Here is a 19,935-nt window from a genome sequence, read left to right on the forward strand (position 1 = left end):
CCCCGAGTCAATGGACCATTGCATGCCTCAGACGTATGCAAAGTGCCATTCACGCGCGCCGGGTTGCGGCGTGAATGTGCCATTGCACCGCTCAGACGTATGCAATGGTCCATTGACGCGAACGGGGTGGGTGCGGTCGTAGACTCGCAACAATGAGTGCCTCGACTGTGACCCTGGACGACATCGCCCACGCACATCGACTTCTGCGCGATCGCAATCCGCTGGTCCAGTGTCTGACCAACACCGTGTCGGTGCAGTTCGTCGCCAATGCATTGTTGGCTGCGGGGGCCGCTCCGGCGATGGTGGACAACCCCGAGGAAGCGGCCGGCTTCGCCGAGATCGCCGACGCGGTCCTGGTCAATCTCGGAACTCCGACGGTCGCCCAGGTGGAAAGTTCTCGGCTGGCATCGGCCGCAGCGAGGGCAGCGGGCAAGCCATGGGTACTCGATCCGGTGGGAGCCGGCGGTCTACCGTGGCGAACCCAGGTGGCCGTCGAGCTACTTGCCAACCGGCCCAGCGTGATTCGCGCGAACGCGTCCGAGGTCATGGGACTGGCGGGCGCTGAAGGTGGATCTCGGGGGGTGGATTCGTCTGCACCCGTGGCTGATTCGGTCGATGCGGCCCGGTCGCTACTCGATCGATCGGACGTGGTTGCGGTATCGGGGGAGACCGATCACATCCTCGGCCCCGGCGGCATGGTGAAGGTGGGCGGCGGAAGCGCACTGCTGCAGCGGGTTACGGCGACCGGGTGCGCGCTCGGTGCGCTGACGGCTGCCTACTGCTCCGTATCACCGAATGCGCTGATCGGTGCAGTCGCGGCGCACGCGCATGTCGCCGTCGCGTCGGAGATCGCTGCTCGGTCGACGTCGCGGCCGGGGTCCTTCGCTGCCGCGTTCCTCGACGGACTCGACGCGGTGGACGAGTCGCTACTGCGCGAGCTGGTTCGACTCGACGCTGCCTGACATGGCAAATGGTGCTCCACTGGGCGGCGATATCCGCGGGGATATCGCGGAACCGCTGGGTAGTGGAGCAATGGCTGCAGATCGTGAGGGATGTAACGGGCCCTTGATCCAAATGTGATGTAACGGAACATGTTTGCGAGCAGACATACCTGGCGTCGGACAATACGAACCAGGCGGTCTTCATGAAACGACTTCTACTCCTCGCTGTCGGTGCATCAGCTCTCGTCGCCTGCGGCGGAGCGGAGCAAGGAACGCCCTCGGCAGCACCGTCCTCGGCCGTTTCGGCGACCACGGCGGCAAGCCCGGCACCGATGACGCCCGACCCGGCCACTGTCGCCGAGGGAACCCAGCCGCAGCAGACGCAGCCCGAGGAGGCCGGCGACCTGGTTCCGATGGGACCGCCGGAGACCGAGCCGCAGTGCCTCGATCTGGCGTCGGCACCGGTGACACAGGCCGTGGACTCGCTGCCGCTCGTGTTCGCCGACTCGCCGTGGGTCGCCACCGACATGGGCGATCCGTGTGCGTCGTTCACCTGGGTCGAAGCCTTGCCGTACGGGGCGACGGTGAGTTCGCCGACGCATCTGCTGTTCTTTGACGATGCCGAGTATCTGGGCACCGCCACGCTCGAGCCCTACGGATTCACCTCTGTTGCGGCGCAATCCGCCGACACCGTCACGGTGAACTACCGCTGGCCGCTCGCCAACGACGCCAATGCCAATCCCACCGGCGGACCGGTGACAATCGACTATCGATGGGATGGCACGCAGGTGACCATGATCGGCACCCTCCCGCCCGAGGTCACCGGCTAGATAGAGACGGACGACTCCTCGGGAAGTTCGCGAATTTCGGCGTCGGACATGTCCTTGAAGCGGCCGTAGTAGATGCCCCTGGCCTGTTCCGCGACGATGGCCTGGTGGATGGGAAATGCCATTCTCGGGCCCACTGCGCGCAGGAATTCGACGGTCTCGGAGAGTTTCGACCACGGCGCGGCTGCGGGAAGCGCGAGTACCTCGACCTGCTGCTCGGGGACGAACAGCGAGTCGCCCGGGTGGAACAGCTGGCCTGGATTCTCCGGAGTACCGAGCAGATAGCCGGTGTTGTCGATCTCCGGCAGTTCGGGATGGATGACGGCATGGGTGCCGCCCACGCCGGTGACCGTGATGCCGCCGACAGCGAAGGCTTTGCCCGCCGGAGCCGGCGTCCACTGGCCACCGAGTTGGCCCGCGGTCATCGGATCGGCGTGCAAGGCCGCTCGCGGATTCGCCTCGACGAGAGCGGGAAGTCGTTGCAGATCGACGTGATCCGGGTGCTGATGGGTGACGAGGATGGCGTCGAGTCCGGTGATGCCCTCGAACCCGTGGGAGAACGTGCCGGGGTCGAACAGCACGGTGGTGCCGTTGAGTTCGACGAGAACGCAGGAATGTCCGAAGTGTGTCAGCCGCATGGACCCCACAGTAAGCGCGGTTTCGCGCCTCCCGCCAGGGCTGCGTAGACTCCCACCTGCCGGTAACTGTCTTGCTGTACGTATTTCAAGGAGCGCTTTCGTGGCCCGAGTCGTTGTCGATGTCATGCCCAAGGCCGAGATTCTCGATCCGCAGGGTCAAGCGATCGCGGGCGCACTGGGCCGTTTGGGCATCTCCGGTGTGTCCGACGTGCGACAGGGCAAGCGTTTCGAGCTCGAGGTCGACGACTCCGTCGACGACGCCGAGCTGGAGAAGATCGCGGAATCGCTGCTGGCCAACACCGTGATCGAAGACTGGACGGTCACTCGTGTGTCGGTAGAGCCCGCCGCATGAGCGCCCGTATCGGAGTCATCACCTTCCCCGGGACCCTCGACGACGTCGACGCCTCCCGCGCCGTCACCCTTGCCGGCGGAGAAGCCGTCAGCCTGTGGCACGCCGACGCCGATCTGAAGAACGTCGACGCCATCGTCGTCCCCGGCGGATTCTCCTACGGCGACTACCTGCGGGCCGGCGCCATTGCCCGATTTGCCCCCGTGATGGAGTCAGTCGTCAAGGCTGCCGAGGGCGGTATGCCGGTTCTCGGTATCTGCAACGGATTCCAGGTGCTCTGTGAAGTAGGCCTGCTCCCTGGCGCTCTGACCCGCAACGAGGGCCTGCATTTCGTCTGCCGTGATCAGTGGCTGAAGGTGGAGAATTCCGACACCGCGTGGTCGTCGCGATACGAGCCCGGTGCCGAGATCTTGATTCCGGTCAAGAATGCCGAGGGCCGCTTCCAGGCACCGCAGAACGTGCTCGACGAGCTCGAGGGCGAGGGTCGCGTCGTGTTCCGCTACAGCGGCACCAACCCGAACGGATCGCAGCGGGGGATCGCCGGAATCTCCTCGGCCAACGGTCGAGTCGTCGGCCTGATGCCGCACCCCGAGCACGCCACCGAGCCGCTCACCGGACCGAGCGACGACGGCCTCGGCATCTTCTATTCGGCACTGGACACGATCGTCAACGCCTGACCCGAACTTGTCGGTGTCGGCGGTTACTGTGCCGCCATGACACTGACCCTGGGCATGATCACGTTCGACACCACCGATCCGGGCCCGCTCGCACGCTGGTGGGCGGCGCAGGCGGACGGAACGATCGTGGAGGAGAACGACGGCTGGTTCTACGTCGTCGAACTCGCTGCGGCACCGTATCGAATGGCTTTTCAGAAGATCGACGACCCGACGCCCGGCAAGAATCGCGTCCACCTCGACATGACCACCGGTGACCTCGACGCTGAGGTCGCGCGGCTGGTCGAGGCGGGTGCAAGTGAAGTTGCGCAACACACCATGGGCGACTTTCGCTGGGTCACCCTGACCGATCCCGACGGCAACTCGTTCTGCGTGTCCGGTTCTCACTGAAAATCGGATGCCTGCTCGAGCTTGGGTGACGCTCGTGGTCGGCGTTCTCGCCGTCGTCGGAGTCGCACTCACCGTCCGCCAACGCACCGTTGCCGACAAACGCGCACAGGCCTGGCAGCGAATCACCTGGTGCCTCGATCACACCGTCAGCACAGACGACGCCGAAGCTGCCCTGGGGTGGGATATCTACGGGGCGGTTACCGACTCCCCGCTGATAACCAGAACGGAGCAGGATGTCCTGGTGGCTCTGGCCGATCGCGCCTTGCGGCACGCACTGGCGCAACCCGACGAATACGAGGACACTGACAATCGAGGCGATGAGCTGGAGGAGTTGCGATGACCACCACGGACGAACGCAAGATCAAGGTCGGACGGCCGGAGGTCGCCGCGGCAGCTGCTCGCGCATCGATCGCAATCCGTGAACGCAGCGGACGCGAGGTGCCGCAGTGGATTCGCGACGCCGCAGCGGGTCGACCTACCACCCCACCTCCCGAATAGCGTGGCCTGACCGCACGCGAACACAGTCAGGACGCACGCGCTCGGAGCTCGGTCACGGTCGAGGCGAAGATGCCGGTGGGGTCGATCGTTATCCCGTCGCACACCTGGCTGTACTCGCCGTCTCGCCAGAAGAACACCGAGCGCGACAGTGGGCTCGGTGTGTCACGACAGAACACGTCGGCCAGTTCGGCGAGTGCGGTCACTGCCGCGAGCGTCCCGTCGGCGCTGCGCGGCCGGTGAAAGGTGAACTCGTAGGCGTTGGGAACGATGAACAACACGCCGTACAGGCACTCGCCCAGCTGAGTCGAGATCAACGTGGTCATGTCGGCAACCTTCGACGCGAGGTAGATCGAATCGCCGCTCAGCACCTCGATGTCGATACCGTTTCTGCTGAGGATTTCGGTGTCCTCGAACTTCAGCGCGGCGGTGTTCTTCCGGCCGGCAGCCCATGCAGCGTTCACGTCTCGGCCGACGAGATGGCAATCAGCGAGTGTCACAGCTCGATTGGGGGACGACAGATTCAGCACACGCCTCGGTGCGCCTGGCACTTCCAGCAGCGGGACCGAGTAGTCGTACGCGCCCATTCGCTCGAGGGCAGACGGCGCGATGACGCGTTCGCGCAACCTCGAGTAGAACTCGTCGTCCGACAGACCGGTGATGAACGCGGGATCCGCCTCGCGCATCATCTCGATCATGACGTCGACGTGGCCGCCGATGATGTTGTCCCACGCAGATCGGCTCACCCCCGTACAGCGGGCGAAAGGTTCTCCAGCGGAAAGTGCGCGCCCGAATCCGCCGCCAGCGTCGTCGCATCCTGGCGGTGAACCACCACGCCGCGCGTGCGAAACGCTTCGATCGTCTTCATCCGAACTATCGCTAGTGTGGTTGCGTGACCAGCCTGTTGGCGCAGCGACGACTGAAATGTCATGAAGTTCCCCCCGGTCGGTGTGTGCTCTCGGGGTGTTCGACGCGGCGGCTGCCACAATGGTTCCCATGCCGTCCAACGCTTCTGCAACCGGTCTCTGTACCTTCGTCGATGTCTCGCCGTCCCCGTTCCACGTCTGCAACACGGTGTCGGTGCAGCTCGAGGACGCCGGTTTCGTTCGGCTCGACGAGATCGACGCCTGGCCGACCGAACCAGGTCGCTACTACCTCGTTCGCGGCGGTTCACTCGTCGCCTGGAGTACCGAGCATGACGGTTCTGGTCGTTCCGCAGGCTCCACTCCTGCCGGCCCCTTCCGCATCGTCGGCGGGCACACCGACAGCCCGAACCTCCGCGTGAAGCAGCATCCCGATCTGCAATCCGCGGGCTGGCAGATGGTCGGCCTCGAACCGTACGGCGGCGCCTGGCTCAACTCCTGGCTCGACCGCGATCTGGGTATCTCCGGTCGGTTGAGTGTGCGCGACGGCAACACGGTCCGCGAGGTTCTCGTGAAGGTCGACGAGCCCATTCTGCGAGTTCCGCAGCTGGCGATCCACCTGTCCGAGGATCGAAAGGGCGTCACCCTCGATCCGCAGCGACACGTCAATGCCATTTGGGGCGTCGGTAATTCGCCACAATCGTTCATCGCCTACGTCGCCGAGAGAGAAGGCGTCGACCCGCATTCGGTACTGGGTTGGGAGCTGATGACACACGACCTCGCACCCAGTGCCGTCGTGGGCGTCGAGTCCGAACTGGTCAGTGCGCCGCGTCTGGACAACCAGGGAACCTGCTACGCCGGAACTCAGGCTTTGCTTGCTGCAGTGGACAATCCGACCGCCGTCACGCCGGTGCTGGCACTGTTCGACCATGAGGAAGTCGGCAGTATGTCCGACCGCGGCGCGTTCTCGGATCTGCTGAACACCGTGCTCGAGCGTATCGTGTTGGGACGCGGCGGTGGCCGTGAGGAGTTCCTCCGCACGATGGCCGGATCCGTCTGTGCCTCAGGCGATATGGCGCATGCGACGCATCCGAACTACCCGGATCGGCACGAGCCCGCGCATCGCATCGAACTCGGTAAGGGGCCGGTACTGAAGGTCAACCAGAATCTGCGCTACGCAACGGATTCCGCAGGTGCGGGTGCCTTCGCGCTCGCCTGCGATCAGGCCGGAGTTCCCTTGCAGCGCTACGTACATCGCGCCGATCTGCCCTGCGGTTCGACCATCGGGCCGATCACCGCCTCCCGCACCGGCCTCTCGACGGTGGACGTCGGCGCAGCGCAGCTGGCAATGCACTCGTCGCGAGAATTGATGGGCGCCGCGGACGTGAAGTCCTACGCCGACGCGCTGGCAGCATTCCTGGCCCCTGCCTGAGCCCAATCGGCGGCGCAACTGCGCGCGCGTTTGCGGGGCCGGCGGGGGGTGAGCCGGGGGAGGGTGAGCCTGCGACCTCGAACCCGCGTGCCTCGAATCCGTGAGTTCGGCTATACCGGTCTCAATTGGAGGCATGCGTCGGCCGCGAGCCAGAACAATTGTTCGCGCACCGTCGTTGCCTTGGTCCAGCCGCGGTGATCCCAGTCGGCGGCGAGGGAATCGCCCGCGTACAGCAGTTGCGCGAATCGCACTCCGCGGAATCGGGCAACGGCGCAGAAGGCCGAGGCTTCCATGTCGACTGTTCGGCAGCCCTCTTCGACGCGGCGCGAAACGCGGCCACGTGTCTCGCGGTAGAGCGCATCCGTCGTCCAGGATCGGCCCGTGACGAAGTCGACTCCGGCGTCGGTCAGCACGGATTGCAGCACGGCCACGCCTTCCGGATCGGCGTCGACCACCCGTCCCGGAGGCAGGTAGTGGAACGAGGTGCCCTCGTCGCGGAGGGCGCTGTCGACCACCATCACGTGTCCCATGCCCAGGTCGTCGGACAGTGCTCCCGCGCCGCCGACAGCGACGAACTGGGTGCATCCCATCGCGATGGCCTCTTCGAGGAACAGCGCCGCCAGTGGAGCGCCGACGCCGGGGTGGAAGACGGCAAGTTTCTCCCCGTTCCGCTCGATCTCGTAGACGGGATGTTCGCCGTGCTCGGAGCGCATGACCGAGACAACCCTCGCGTCGCCTTTCGCGCAGATGCTCTCGATCACCTCGGAGAAGAAACAGACGACTGCTTTCGGCGGGACGTCGACCCCCTTGGCCACCATCGACGGGTCGATGACGCCCGTTTCGTCCAGATCGTCCTCGGTCAGTGCGATGTCCATCAGGTGATGTTCGCACGGCCGAAGCACAGCCCTGCACGACCGATGCCGTACATGTCTGCGGGTCCCGATAGACTCTCCCTGGCATTTCGCTCCATCGAAGGGACCTATTCCTCGTGTCCGCTAGCTCTGTACCCACAGACACCGTCTCCAACGCCGTCGCCACCCCCGACGTTGCGCAGCCGTACAAAGAACTCGGACTCAAGGACGACGAATACGTCCGCATCAAGGAAATCCTCGGCCGTCGGCCCACCGACGCCGAATTGGCGATGTATTCCGTCATGTGGAGCGAGCACTGCTCGTACAAGTCCTCCAAGGTGCACCTGAAGTACTTCGGCGAGACCACCACCGACGAGATGCGCAAGCCGATGCTCGCCGGTATCGGTGAGAACGCGGGCGTCGTCGATGTCGGCGACGGCTGGGCCGTCACGTTCAAGGTCGAGAGCCACAATCACCCGTCGTACGTCGAGCCCTACCAGGGCGCGGCGACGGGCGTCGGCGGCATCGTCCGCGACATCATGGCCATGGGCGCTCGCCCGATCGCCGTCATGGACCAGCTGCGATTCGGTGCTGCCGATGCACCCGATACGCGCCGTGTCCTGAGCGGAATCGTCGCAGGCGTCGGCGGTTACGGTAACTCGCTCGGTTTGCCCAACATCGGCGGCGAGACGGTGTTCGACGCCTCCTACGCCGGTAACCCCCTGCTCAACGCTCTGTGTGCCGGCGTCATGCGCGTCGAGGACATGCATCTGGCGTTCGCGTCGGGCCTGGGCAACAAGATCATTCTTTTCGGCGCACGAACCGGTCTCGACGGTATCGGCGGCGTGTCCGTGCTGGCCTCGGAGACTTTCGACGGGGACGAGACCGGCGGGGGCCGCAAGAAGCTCCCCGCGGTGCAGGTCGGCGATCCGTTCACCGAGAAGGTGCTCATCGAAGCCTGCCTCGAGCTGTACTCGAACAAGCTCGTCGTCGGCATCCAGGATCTCGGCGGTGCCGGGTTGTCCTGTGCCACTTCGGAACTGGCATCCGCGGGCAGCGGTGGCATGCACATCGAGCTCGACAAGGTGCCGATGCGCGCCACCGGTATGACTCCCGCCGAGGTGCTCTCGAGCGAATCCCAGGAGCGCATGTGCGCGGTGGTGACGCCCGACAATGTCGACGCGTTCATGGCCGTCTGCCGCAAGTGGGACGTCCTCGCCACGGTGATCGGTGAGGTCACTGACGGTGACAACCTGCAGATCACCTGGCACGGCGATACCGTCGTCGACGTTCCGCCGAAGACCGTCGCGCACGAAGGACCGGTGTACAACCGTCCCGTGCAGCGGCCTGCCGGCCAGGACGATCTGGTCGCGAACACCACGGCGTCGCTGAAGCGTCCGGAAACCGGTGACGAGCTGAAGGCGACGTTGCTGACGATGATCGGCTCGCCGCAGCTGTGCAGTCGTCGCTTCATCACCGAGCAGTACGACCGCTACGTGCGCGGCAACACCGTCCTCGCCGAGAACGCCGATGCCGGCGTCATCCGCATCGACGAGAAGACCGGTCGCGGAATCGCTTTGGCCACCGACGCGTCGGGCCGCTACACCGCACTCGACCCGTATCAGGGTGCGCAGCTCGCATTGGCCGAGGCGTTCCGCAACGTCGCCGTCACCGGCTCGACCCCCATGGCCGTCACCAACTGCCTGAACTTCGGCTCGCCCGAGGACCCGGGCGTCATGTGGCAGTTCCAGCAGGCCGTACGCGGATTGGCGGACGGCTGCGTCACCCTCGGCATTCCCGTCACCGGCGGCAACGTCAGCTTCTACAACCAGACCGGTGCCGAGCCGATCCTGCCGACGCCCGTCGTCGGTGTTCTCGGCGTCATCGACGACGTGCATCGCCGCATCCCCACCGGCCTCGGACTCGAGCCCGGTGAGACGCTGATCCTGCTCGGCGACACCTACGACGAGTTCGACGGGTCCATCTGGGCTCAGGTCGAGCACGATCACCTCGGTGGCGTACCACCCAAGGTCGATCTAGCCCGCGAGCAGCTGCTCGCAGACATTCTGCTCTCGTCCTCGCGTGACGGACTGGTCTCGGCGGCACACGATCTGTCCGAGGGTGGTCTCGCGCAGGCTGTCGTCGAAGCGGCGTTGGCCGGCGAAAGCGGTTGCCGCATCATCGTTCCCGAAGGTGCCGATCCGTTCGTGACGCTGTTCTCGGAGTCCTCGGGCCGGGTTCTGGTCGCCGTGCCTCGCACGGAAGAGATGCGATTCACCGGAATGTGCACCGCCCGCGGACTGCCGTGGGTGCGCATCGGCGTGGTCGACGAGGGTTCGGATTCGATCGAGGTGCAAGGGCAGTTCTCCGTCCCGATGGCGGAACTGCGCGAGACCTTCGAGAGCACTCTTCCCAGACTCTTCGGCTGACCGAGGTGGGGGGACGCACATCGGAGCAGCGCCTCGACGAGGTCGACGCGGCACTCGAGCAGGACCAGCATCATCGGTACCACCTGCCCTCGGTCGAGTTCTCCGTCCCCTCACCCGCCAAGCACCCGTTCGTCATGTGGGCCTGGGGCCTGCTGCGCCTGGACTTCACCGGAATTGCGTTCAGCGCGTTGTTCTTCTGCTGGTCGTTGACTCCGTCGCTGCTCCCACGCGGGTGGCTGTTCCAGGGCATCATCGGCGGCATCAACTCGGCCATCGGCTACGCGTTCGGCGTTGCGGTGGGTTGGGCGGTGACGCGATGGTGGCTCTCGTCCCGATCGTGGTGGCCGTTGCCCCGCAAGGTCGAGCTGGCCGTCAAGGTCGCCGTGCCCGTCGTGGCGGTCGCGGCGTCGATGATCATGCTGGCGATCTCGGCGGAATGGCAGCGTGAGCTGGCCGCACTGATGGACGCGGAGGGAACAACCACAACGGGGTACCTTCGCACCGGTGCGCTCAGTATCGCCATTGCAGCGCTGTTGATTTCGGTGTGGCGGGTGCTGCGTGACCTCGTTCGTCTGCTCGCCCGTCAGATCAACCGCATCGTCAAGATGCCACGCGAAGTGGCCAATGCGCTCGGGGTCGTCGTCCTCGTCGTGCTGTCCGTCGCGCTGGTTCAGGGCGTGCTGCTGCGCGCGGTCTCCGAGGTCACCAACTCCGTGTTCAGTCTGCAGAACGACGAAACCCGGGACGGCGCAGAACAACCCGTGGCCGACGAACGCTCGGGCAGCCCGAACTCGTTGGCACCGTGGGACACCCTCGGATTCGAGGGGCGCAACTTCGTCTCCAGCGGGCTGCGCGCCGACGAGATGGAGCGGGCCACGGGCCGTCCCAGCATCGAGCCGATCAGGGCATACGCGGGCCTGGAAACTGCAGAGACCCAGGACGAGCGACTGAACATCGTGGTCGCCGAACTCGAACGCACCGGGGCATTCCAGCGCGCGGCTCTCGTCGTCGTCCCGACCACCGGCACCGGATGGGTCAATCCCACCGCCATCGAAGCCGAAGAGCTCATGTTCGACGGCGATGTCGCCACCGTCGCATCCCAGTACTCGTACCTGCCGAGTTGGATCTCCTTCATCGCGGAGGGAGACAAGGCCGCGCAGGCGGGCAGAGCTCTGATCGACAAGGTGCACGACCGCTGGCTGCAGGAACCGGAGGCAACGCGCCCCAAGTTCTACGTCTACGGCGAGAGCCTCGGTACCCAGGCGGGGGAGGGCGCGTTCGACGGCTTGGCCGACATCAGGGCCACCACCGACGGTGTCTTGTGGGTGGGGCCGCCGAACAACAACCGCATCTGGAGTCAGTTCGTCAGCCGACGCGACCCGGGAAGCCCGGAGGTTCGGCCGGTCTACTCCGAGGGACTGACGGTCCGATTCGCCGACAACTCGTCGGGCATCCCGCCCGAGGATCAGCCCTGGTACGAGCCGCGAATTCTCTACGTCCAGCATGCGTCGGATCCGGTGGTCTGGTGGTCACCGGACCTGCTGTTCGAGCGCCCCGACTGGCTGTCCGAGCCACCCGGGCCGGACCGTTTGCCGAGCATGCGGTGGTTCCCGGTCGTCACCTTCTGGCAGGTGGCCGCCGACCTGACCAACGCCGCGGGCGTTCCCGACGGGCACGGCCACAACTACGGAACCCTCGTGCTCGACGGCTGGGCGGCCGTCGCCGCGCCCGAGGGGTGGACCGACCGTGACACCGAACGAGTTCGCGGCGTCATGGAGCAATTCGCAGGCCGGGACGGTCCCGAGAAGTGAGAACCGCCCTGACAACCGGACTCGAGACGACGGCGTGGAGTACCTACTTCCTTCCCGCGCTCGGTCTCGATGCCCGGGGACGCGCGGTGGCCAACGCCTCGTTCGCCGTCGGTGTGGCTGCACTGTCCCGAACGAGCGCAGAAGAACTCGGTCTGCGCAACACCGCTGACGGACTGAAGTGGGGCGCTGCGGCGTCGGCAGTTCCGGTGCTCGGATCCGCTGTCGTCGCTGCGATTCCGGCGTTGCGTCGACGCGTCCGACCGTCGCAGGAGAACCTGGCCGAGTGGGTCCTGTTTCGGATTCCGGTGGGGACGGTCCTCACCGAAGAGTTGCTCTTTCGCGGTGTGCTCGACGCCGCGTCGCCCGCTCTGTCGCCGATCTTCTTCGGGCTCTGGCACATTCACCCCGCTCGCGCGGCGGGTGACACCGTGGTCGGAACGGTCGTGGCGACGGCCGCGGCCGGGGTGGTGTTCTCGTGGCTGCGAGCCCGCAGCGGGAGTGTGCTCGCCCCGGCACTGCTGCACTGGTCCCTCAACGCCAGCGGTGCCGTGCTGGCGCATCTCGCTGCACACGACAGGAGTTAGACGTAGTGCCACCACACAAGGAAGTCGGACCCGCCGAGGTGCGCGACGCCGTTCTGGCCGTCGAGGACTGGATCAAGGGTGAGGCGGAGAAGCCTGCGCGTGCGCAGATAGCCGCGGCTGTGCGCACCACTGCCCGAACTCTCGGTCAGAACGCGCCGGGATCCTCGGTGGAGGTGCGGGTGCCGCCGTTCGTCGCGGTGCAATGCATCGTGGGGCCGCGACACACACGGGGAACTCCGCCGAACGTGGTCGAAACCGATGCGCTGACGTGGCTCCAGGTGGTCACCGGAATCCGCGATTTCGCCGACGCTCTCGCCGACGGTTCCATCGATGCGTCGGGCAGTAGGGCGGCCGAAGTGGGTCGCTGGCTGCCACTGTTGTCCATCAGGTGATTCGCTTGAATCGGACACACGTTCACCTACTGGGAATCTCCCGTCCACACGATGCGTTGACTCCGGTCGTGTGCCCGTAGACTCAGGCACGGCCCCCCGCCCCGTCCCCCAAGGGAGCAATGCCCGTGACCAACGCCGATTTGTCGGTCGACAGTCCGAATCTTCTGCTAGGCAAACCGCTCGACGAACCGGAGAACGAGCCGCGCGAAGAGTGCGGAGTGTTCGGAGTATGGGCACCGGGCGAGGATGTGGCCAAGCTCTCGTATTACGGCCTCTATGCGCTGCAACACCGTGGTCAAGAGGCTGCCGGCATCGCAGTGTCCGACGGCTCCCAGGTGTTGGTGTTCAAGGATCTCGGTCTCGTCAGCCAGGTGTTCGACGAGCAGACACTCGGCGCTATGCCCGGGCACGTCGCCATCGGGCACTGCCGCTACTCCACCAGTGGTTCGGTCACGTGGGAGAACGCGCAGCCGATCTTCCGCACCACCACCGCCGGGACCGGGATTGCGCTCGGCCACAACGGAAATCTGGTGAACTTCGCCGAGCTCGCCACCAAGGCCCGCGACGCAGGGCTGATCAGTGACCGGCTGCAGGGCAACGGCACGTCGGATTCCGACGTGGTGACCGCGCTGCTGGCGCACAAGGCCGCCGACTGCACCATCGAGCAGGCGGCGATGGAACTGCTGCCACAGTTGAAAGGCGCGTTCTGCCTTACCTTCATGGACGAGCACACGCTCTACGCCGCCCGTGATCCGCACGGAGTGCGCCCGCTGTGCCTCGGCCGTCTCGACCGCGGCTGGGTGGTTGCCAGCGAGACCTCCGCGCTCGACATCGTCGGAGCGGCGTTCGTTCGCGATATCGAGCCGGGCGAGCTGCTCGCGATCGATGCCGACGGTGTTCGGTCCTCGCGTTTCGCGTCCCCCGAGCCCAAGGGTTGCGTGTTCGAGTACGTCTACCTTGCTCGTCCCGACAGCGTGATCGGTGGCCGATCGGTCAACTCCACCCGGGTCGAGATCGGTCGGCGTCTCGCCAAGGAACACCCGGCCGAGGGTGACCTCGTGATTCCGGTGCCCGAGTCCGGTACGCCGGCGGCAATCGGCTTTGCGCAGGGATCGGGAATTCCCTACGGCCAGGGGCTGATGAAGAACGCCTACGTGGGCCGCACGTTCATTCAGCCGTCGCAGACCATTCGCCAGCTCGGCATCCGGCTCAAGCTCAATCCGCTCAAAGAGGTCATACGGGGCAAAAGGCTGGTGGTGGTGGACGATTCGATCGTTCGCGGCAACACCCAGCGAGCCCTGATCAGGATGCTGCGCGAGGCCGGTGCGCTGGAGATTCACGTGCGTATCGCGTCGCCGCCGGTGCGCTGGCCCTGCTTCTACGGCATCGACTTCGCTTCTCCCGCAGAGCTGATCGCCAACGGGGTCGACTCCGAGGACGGGATTCTCGAGGGCGTTCGGCAGGCGATCGGTGCCGATTCGTTGGGTTACATCTCCATCGACGGCATGATCGCTGCCTCCGAGCAGCCTGAATCTCGCTTGTGTGCAGCATGTTTCACAGGCAAGTACCCGATCGATCTGCCTGCCGACAATGCGCTCGGCAAGCATGTTCTCGAAGGTCTGCTGGCCTCGGCCGCCGGGCAGCCGGTGGACAACGATGCGAATGTGAGTGCTCTGAGTCGTCCGTGAGCTGGGCGTTCCTGCGAGGGAACAGCAGGGTTTTCTCAATGCCACATATTGGAAACAGTCCGTCGGTACTGTCCCGAGTTACATAGGACACACCGATTGGATAGAGGCTTTCAGATGACCCTGTCGCCCGACGACGGACGCATGCAGCGCTACAGCGCGGCATCGAAGACCGCTGCACCCATCAAAGCCGTGCGCAAGCACGGCAAGAAGACCGCTGCAGTGGCAGCACTGTCGGTACTCGCATTGACGGCCGCAGCCTGCGGCTCGGGCCGCACCGACGACGCCGGTGGATCCGGCGACAGCGGCGGCGGCGAGACGATCACGGTCGGCACCACCGACCAGGTGACGTCGCTCGACCCGGCGGGCTCGTACGACAACGGCTCGTTCATGGTGATGAACCAGACGTACCCCTTCCTGATGAACTTCGCGCCCGGTAGTTCCGAGCTCGAGCCCGACGCGGCCGAGAGCTGCGACTTCTCCGAACCGACCGTCTACACGTGCACGCTGAAGGACGACCTGAAGTTCGCGAACGGCAATCCGCTGACGAGCGAAAGCGTCAAGTATTCCTTCGATCGAATCGTCGCGATCAACGATCCCAACGGGCCGGCGTCGTTGCTGACCAACCTCGACAGCATTGCGACGCCGGACGAGAAGACCGTCGAGTTCACTCTGAAGGCCGCGAACGACCAGACCTTCCCGCAGATTCTGGCGACCCCGGCAGGCCCGATCGTCGATCAGACCGTCTTCCCTGCCGATTCGATTCTCGACGACGACGCCATCGTGGCGGGTACGCCGTTCGCCGGCCCGTACTCGATCGCGAGCTACGCCAAGAACTCCCTCGTCAGCTTCACCGCGAACGGTGACTACAACGGCATTCTCGGAACGCCGAAGACGTCGTCGATCAACGTCAAGTACTACACCAGCTCCGACAACCTCAAGCTCGACGTGCAGAACAAGGCCATCGACGTCGCGTGGCGCTCGCTGACGCCGACGGACGTCGAATCGCTCGGCAGTGTGGACGGTCTGACGGTGCACGAGGGACCCGGCGGCGAATCGCGCTACATGGTGTTCAACATGAACACCATGCCCGGCGACACCCCGGAGCAGAAGTTGGCCGTGCGCAAGGCAATTGCGTCCTCGGTCGATCGTCAGGCGTTGTCCGACGGCGTCTACAAGGGCACGTACACCCCGCTGTACTCCGTGGTCCCCACCGGCCTGGCCGGCGCGAACACCGCCTTCGGCGACGTCTACGGCACCACGCCCAATCGTGACGAGGCGGCCGGATTCCTTTCTGCCGCAGGCATTGCCACTCCTGTTCAGCTCAACCTGCAGTACAACCCGGACCACTACGGGTCGAGCTCGAGCGAGGAATACGCCGCGATCAAGAGTCAGCTCGACGCGACCGGCCTGTTCAACGTGAACCTGCAGTCCACCGAGTGGAGCACGTACACCAAGGAACGCGTCGCCGACGCGTACCCGGTGTACCAGCTGGGCTGGTTCCCGGACTACCCCGATGCAGACAACTACCTGACGCCGTTCTTCGCGCCGGACAACTTCCTGCAGTCGCACTTCGAGAGCCCGGCCATCACCTCGCTGCTCGATCTCGAACGCACGACCGCCGACGAGAATGCACGGATGCAGATCATCGGTCAGATTCAGACCGAGCTCGCGACGAACTACCTGCCGACGCTTCCGTTGTTGGAGGGCAAGCAGATCGCCGTCGCCACCGACGAGATCAGCGGTGTGGACGAGACTCTCGACGCCTCGTTCAAGTTCCGTTTCGTCACTCTCGCCAAGAGCTGACCGGTGCCCACTACCGCGGACGCGCCGGTAGGGGAGAAGCAAGCGAAGCAGGCGAGTGCGCCGTCACGATACGGCGCGCTCGCCCGCTACCTCGGGGTCAGATTTCTGCTGATCATTCCGACTGCCTGGATTCTCGTCACCGTCGTCTTCTTTCTCATGCGGGTGATCGGTGATCCGATCACCGCCGCCCTCGGTGGCCGCCTACCCGCCGAACAGATCGCCCAGCGCAAGGCCGAAGCCGGATACGACCGGCCGATCCTGACTCAGTACTGGGAGTACCTGACCGGATTGCTGCGCGGCGACTTCGGCCGCTCGGCCACCGACAATCGCGCGATCAGCGATGTTTTGCTCGTCAACGGCGCTGCCACACTGGAATTGGCGTTCTGGGCACTGTTGGTCGCCTTTGCGGTCGGCATCCCGCTCGGCTTCTTCGCTGCCACCCATCGGGACCGATTCGGCGACGCCTCGCTGCGGATCTTCGCGATTCTGGCGTACGCGGCCCCGGTGTTCTTCGTCGGCATGCTGCTCAAGTTGCTGTTCGCGGTCAAGCTCGGCTGGCTGCCGGTGGCAGGACGAGCCAGCACCAATGTGGAACTGGCGCTGCAGAACGTCTCACCCAAGACCAACATCCTCATCGTCGATTCGTTCCTCTACGGCGAGCCGGGCTACATCGTGGACGTGCTCGAGCATGCCGTTCTTCCCGCTCTCGCCCTGGGTCTGTTGACGGCCGGAGTGTTCCTGAGACTGGTGCGCGTCAACCTGATTCAGACCCTGCAGGCACCCTTCGTCGACGCCGCGCGCGCTCGCGGATTGAGCGAGGGCACGGTGACGCGGCGGCATGCGTTCCGCAACGCCATGATTCCCATCGTCACCGTCATCGGCCTGCAGATCGCCGTACTGCTCGGTGGTGCGGTGCTGACCGAGACGACCTTCGAGTGGCAGGGCCTGGGCTACGAACTCGCCCGCTACCTGCAGGCCCGCGATTTCGTTGCGGTGCAGGGCATCGTGACGTTCCTGGCCGTGGTGGTCGCCGTCGTCAGCTTCGTCACCGACGCGATCGTCGCACTCATCGACCCGAGAGTGAGGTTCTGATGACCACCGAAGTCGTGCTGTCCGACGTCCCTCCGACCCGTCCGCACCGTCGAGGATTTCCCGGCGTCGCGTTCGTCAAGTCCACGTCGGGGTTGCAACGCGTCACCTTGATCGTCGGGTTGGCCCTGATGGTGGCGTTCGTGATCGCCGCCGTGTTCGCTCCGCTTCTCGCGCCGTACGGGTTCTCGCAGACCATCGACGCCGGGCAGGATTTCGCCCGCCAGGCAGCCCCGTCCGCGCAGCATTGGTTCGGCACGTCGGTCCGCGGCGAGGACGTGTTCTCTCGCGTGATCTACGGTGCGAGAACAGCATTGATGGTGATCGCATCGTCGTTGGTGCTCTCGCTGATCATCGGTGTTCCGCTCGGCCTGGCCTCGGGCTACATCGGCCGTTGGTTCGACCGCGTGCTCGTGCTGTTCATGGACGCGATGTACGCGTTTCCATCGCTGCTCCTCGCGGTCGTCATCTCGATCGTCGTCGCAGGCGGACAGTCGTCCAGTTTCGGCGGTATCGCGTCCGCAGCAATCGCCATCACGGCGATCTTCGTGCCGCAGTACTTCCGCGTGGTACGCAACGCCACAGTCGCGGTCAAGACCGAACCGTACGTCGACGCCGCCCGGGTCACCGGGGCCGGAACTCCGCGAATCCTGTTCCGCCACATCCTCGCCAACGTGGTGCAGACGCTGCCGGTCATCATCACCCTCAACGGTGCCGAGGCCATCCTGACCCTCGCCGGACTCGGATTCCTCGGATTCGGCATCGAGCCCACCTCCGCCTCGGAGTGGGGATACGACATCAACAAGGCGCTGCCCGATATCTCCAACGGCATCTGGTGGACGTCGGTGTTCCCTGGCCTGGGCATCGTGCTCGTCGTCCTCGGTCTGACCATGGTGGGTGAAAGTGCAAGCGAGACACTGAATTCGCTGCTGCGCACCCGCAAGAAGTTCAAGAAGGCGGTGAAGGTATGACCTCGAGCGTTGCGACTCCACGCGAGTCCGCACTGTCGGTGAAGTCGTTGTCCGTCACGTTCCTCACCGATGCCGGCGAGGTCGATGCCGTCACCGAGGTCTCGTTCGAGGTGTTCCCCGGCGAGGTACTGGCCGTGGTGGGCGAGTCCGGATCGGGCAAGTCCGTCAGCGTCAGATCCGCCATCGGACTGCTACCCGACACCGCACGCGTGGACGGCCACGTGGTGCTCGGTGGCCAGGACGTGACGACGCTGAGCAACAAGGCGTGGGCGCAGTTGCGCGGCAACAAGATCTCGATGGTGTTCCAGGAACCGGGCAGCGCCCTCGATCCGTTGTTCACCATCGGGTATCAGATCGTCGAGGCGCTGCGCGCACACCCGGGCAGTGACGGCAAGCGCATGTCTGCGAAGGACGCCAAGGTTCGGGCCATCGAACTGTTGACGATGGTGGGTCTGCCCAGCCCCGAGCAACGCTTCTCGTATTACCCGCACGAGCTCTCGGGTGGACAGAAGCAACGCGTCATGATCGCGATCGCCATCTCGTGCGAGGCGAAAGTCATCATCGCCGACGAGCCGACCACTGCCCTCGACGTCACGGTGCAGGCCGAAATCCTGGAGCTGCTCCGCGATCTCAAGGACCGGCTCGGCTGCGCCGTCGTGCTCATCACCCACAGCATGGGCGTCGTCTCCGATCTGGCGGACCGCGTCGTCGTCATGCAGAACGGTCGCGTCGTCGAGGAAGCTCCGGTGGCGCAGCTCTTCGACGCACCCGGGGACGACTACACCAAGAAGCTGCTGGCCGCGGTGCCCACACTCGCCGCTGTGGAGTCCGACAAGACCGTCGACACCTCCGGCGAACCGGTTCTCGACGTCTCGCGTCTGGTGGTGCAGTTCTCCGGTGGTGTCGGCTCCCCGGCCTTCCGGGCGGTCGACGACGTCTCGCTCACCATCCACCGCGGCGAAACCCTCGGGCTGGTGGGCGAATCCGGCTCGGGCAAGTCCACGATCGGCAGATGCGTTGCAGCACTGCAGAAGCCGACGAGTGGCAGCGTGACGGTGATGGGACAGAACATCGCAGGCGTGAGCGAACGCAAGCTCAAACCGCTCCGCAAGCGATTCGGGTTCGTCTTCCAGGACCCGTCGGCCTCACTGAATCCCCGGCTGACCGTCGGACAGTGCATCGCCGAGCCGATGATCGTGCACAAGTACGGCTCCAAGGACGCGATCGCCGCGAGGACGACCGAACTGCTCGACGCCGTGCAACTGCCGTCGGGCACCGACAAGCGCTACCCACACGAGCTCTCGGGTGGGCAGCGGCAGCGCGTCAGCCTGGCGCGGGCACTGGTGCTGGGACCGGATCTGGTGGTCGCGGACGAACCGACCAGCGCACTGGACGTTTCGGTGCAGGCAGCCGTGCTTGACCTGTTCGAGTCACTGCAGCAGGAATTCGGCTTCGCGTGCCTGTTCATCAGTCACGACCTCGCGGTAGTCGATCGCGTTGCCCACCGCGTGGTCGTGCTGCGCAACGGGGCGATCGTGGAAGAGGGAACACCGTGGAAGATCCTTCGATCGCCGGAGGCGGACTACACCGAGAAGCTGTTGGCCGCGATTCCCGGAAAGCGCCTGCACACGTGAGTTCTTCTCCTGACCGGGCACTCCGGTACCGTTGGGGCCGCGCCGCACCGGGCGCTGACATGAACTAGTACACA

21 protein-coding genes are annotated in these 19,935 nt (G+C 65.2%); 17 read left to right on the forward strand and 4 right to left on the reverse strand.

Annotated features, from left to right (window positions below; genetic code table 11):
* Positions 1-152 precede the first annotated feature (152 nt).
* Both thiM and R4P57_RS14435 read left to right on the forward strand, forming a co-directional pair.
* Positions 153-962, forward strand: coding sequence for a hydroxyethylthiazole kinase (gene thiM / locus R4P57_RS14430; protein ID WP_317803510.1), 810 nt, complete (start codon positions 153-155; stop codon positions 960-962).
* A gap of 182 nt (positions 963-1,144) precedes the next feature.
* Entirely contained in the window at positions 1,145-1,771 is a 627-nt protein-coding gene (locus R4P57_RS14435; protein WP_317803511.1) for an LppP/LprE family lipoprotein, read from the forward strand.
* Here the strand turns inward: R4P57_RS14435 and R4P57_RS14440 are convergent.
* On the reverse strand, positions 1,768-2,406 hold the full coding sequence (locus tag R4P57_RS14440) for an MBL fold metallo-hydrolase (RefSeq protein WP_317803512.1): 639 nt from the start codon (positions 2,404-2,406) through the stop codon (positions 1,768-1,770). The genes R4P57_RS14435 and R4P57_RS14440 overlap by 4 nt on opposite strands.
* Positions 2,407-2,506: 100 nt before the next feature.
* Between R4P57_RS14440 and purS the strand changes: the two genes are divergently transcribed.
* The 5 genes from purS to R4P57_RS14465 are packed head-to-tail and all read left to right on the forward strand — an operon-like array spanning position 2,507 to position 4,317.
* Positions 2,507-2,758 carry a phosphoribosylformylglycinamidine synthase subunit PurS gene (gene purS, locus R4P57_RS14445; RefSeq protein ID WP_032376367.1) on the forward strand — a complete coding sequence of 84 codons (252 nt, stop codon included), beginning with the start codon at positions 2,507-2,509 and terminating at the stop codon, positions 2,756-2,758.
* Positions 2,755-3,432 (forward strand): phosphoribosylformylglycinamidine synthase subunit PurQ, encoded by a 678-nt coding sequence (gene purQ / locus R4P57_RS14450; RefSeq protein ID WP_317803513.1) that lies wholly within the window; start codon positions 2,755-2,757, stop codon positions 3,430-3,432. Before purS ends, purQ begins: the two co-directional genes overlap by 4 nt.
* Positions 3,433-3,468: 36 nt before the next feature.
* Positions 3,469-3,819, forward strand: coding sequence for a VOC family protein (locus tag R4P57_RS14455; protein WP_317803514.1), 351 nt, complete (start codon positions 3,469-3,471; stop codon positions 3,817-3,819).
* A gap of 7 nt (positions 3,820-3,826) precedes the next feature.
* A complete protein-coding gene (locus R4P57_RS14460; protein ID WP_317803515.1) occupies positions 3,827-4,159 on the forward strand; it encodes a hypothetical protein in 333 nt (110 codons plus the stop codon).
* Positions 4,156-4,317 (forward strand): hypothetical protein, encoded by a 162-nt coding sequence (locus R4P57_RS14465; protein ID WP_317803516.1) that lies wholly within the window; start codon positions 4,156-4,158, stop codon positions 4,315-4,317. The genes R4P57_RS14460 and R4P57_RS14465 overlap by 4 nt, the downstream gene beginning before the upstream one ends.
* Positions 4,318-4,343: 26 nt before the next feature.
* Here R4P57_RS14465 and R4P57_RS14470 read toward each other — a convergent pair whose 3' ends face one another.
* Together R4P57_RS14470 and R4P57_RS14475 are read right to left on the reverse strand one after the other, a co-directional pair.
* Positions 4,344-5,060, reverse strand: coding sequence for a hypothetical protein (locus tag R4P57_RS14470; protein ID WP_317803517.1), 717 nt, complete (start codon positions 5,058-5,060; stop codon positions 4,344-4,346).
* A complete protein-coding gene (locus tag R4P57_RS14475; RefSeq protein WP_317803518.1) occupies positions 5,057-5,182 on the reverse strand; it encodes a hypothetical protein in 126 nt (41 codons plus the stop codon). The genes R4P57_RS14470 and R4P57_RS14475 overlap by 4 nt, the downstream gene beginning before the upstream one ends.
* A gap of 128 nt (positions 5,183-5,310) precedes the next feature.
* On the opposite strand from R4P57_RS14475, the gene R4P57_RS14480 reads away from it, so the two are divergent.
* Positions 5,311-6,609, forward strand: a complete 1,299-nt coding sequence (locus R4P57_RS14480) for a M18 family aminopeptidase (RefSeq protein WP_317803519.1) — start codon at positions 5,311-5,313, stop codon at positions 6,607-6,609.
* Positions 6,610-6,719: 110 nt separating this feature from the next.
* Here R4P57_RS14480 and R4P57_RS14485 read toward each other — a convergent pair whose 3' ends face one another.
* Positions 6,720-7,484, reverse strand: coding sequence for a nucleoside phosphorylase (locus tag R4P57_RS14485; RefSeq protein ID WP_317803520.1), 765 nt, complete (start codon positions 7,482-7,484; stop codon positions 6,720-6,722).
* 113 nt (positions 7,485-7,597) lie between these two features.
* Here R4P57_RS14485 and purL point away from each other — a divergent pair, with 113 nt between their 5' ends.
* The 9 genes from purL (at position 7,598) to R4P57_RS14530 (ending at position 19,861) form a co-directional block, all read left to right on the forward strand.
* Positions 7,598-9,889 (forward strand): phosphoribosylformylglycinamidine synthase subunit PurL, encoded by a 2,292-nt coding sequence (gene purL, locus R4P57_RS14490; protein ID WP_317803521.1) that lies wholly within the window; start codon positions 7,598-7,600, stop codon positions 9,887-9,889.
* 83 nt (positions 9,890-9,972) lie between these two features.
* Entirely contained in the window at positions 9,973-11,700 is a 1,728-nt protein-coding gene (locus R4P57_RS14495) for an alpha/beta hydrolase (protein ID WP_317803658.1), read from the forward strand.
* Positions 11,697-12,284, forward strand: coding sequence for a CPBP family intramembrane glutamic endopeptidase (locus R4P57_RS14500; RefSeq protein ID WP_317803522.1), 588 nt, complete (start codon positions 11,697-11,699; stop codon positions 12,282-12,284). The genes R4P57_RS14495 and R4P57_RS14500 overlap by 4 nt, the downstream gene beginning before the upstream one ends.
* 5 nt (positions 12,285-12,289) lie before the next feature.
* Complete coding sequence (locus R4P57_RS14505; protein WP_317803523.1) at positions 12,290-12,676, forward strand: sterol carrier family protein; 387 nt, start codon at positions 12,290-12,292, stop codon at positions 12,674-12,676.
* 125 nt (positions 12,677-12,801) lie between these two features.
* Positions 12,802-14,364, forward strand: a complete 1,563-nt coding sequence (gene purF, locus R4P57_RS14510; RefSeq protein ID WP_317803524.1) for an amidophosphoribosyltransferase — start codon at positions 12,802-12,804, stop codon at positions 14,362-14,364.
* A 114-nt stretch (positions 14,365-14,478) separates the two neighbouring features.
* Positions 14,479-16,167: an ABC transporter substrate-binding protein gene (locus R4P57_RS14515; protein ID WP_317803525.1), complete on the forward strand. Its 1,689-nt coding sequence runs from the start codon at positions 14,479-14,481 to the stop codon at positions 16,165-16,167.
* Positions 16,168-16,272: 105 nt separating this feature from the next.
* Positions 16,273-17,259 (forward strand): ABC transporter permease, encoded by a 987-nt coding sequence (locus R4P57_RS14520; protein ID WP_411742369.1) that lies wholly within the window; start codon positions 16,273-16,275, stop codon positions 17,257-17,259.
* Entirely contained in the window at positions 17,259-18,227 is a 969-nt protein-coding gene (locus tag R4P57_RS14525; protein ID WP_317803527.1) for an ABC transporter permease, read from the forward strand. The genes R4P57_RS14520 and R4P57_RS14525 overlap by 1 nt, the downstream gene beginning before the upstream one ends.
* Positions 18,224-19,861, forward strand: coding sequence for an ABC transporter ATP-binding protein (locus R4P57_RS14530; RefSeq protein ID WP_317803528.1), 1,638 nt, complete (start codon positions 18,224-18,226; stop codon positions 19,859-19,861). Before R4P57_RS14525 ends, R4P57_RS14530 begins: the two co-directional genes overlap by 4 nt.
* The last annotated feature ends 74 nt before the right edge of the window (positions 19,862-19,935 follow it).

The sequence above is a fragment of the Rhodococcus sp. IEGM 1330 genome (genome assembly GCF_033142445.1).
Classification (GTDB): Bacteria; Actinomycetota; Actinomycetes; order Mycobacteriales; family Mycobacteriaceae; genus Rhodococcoides.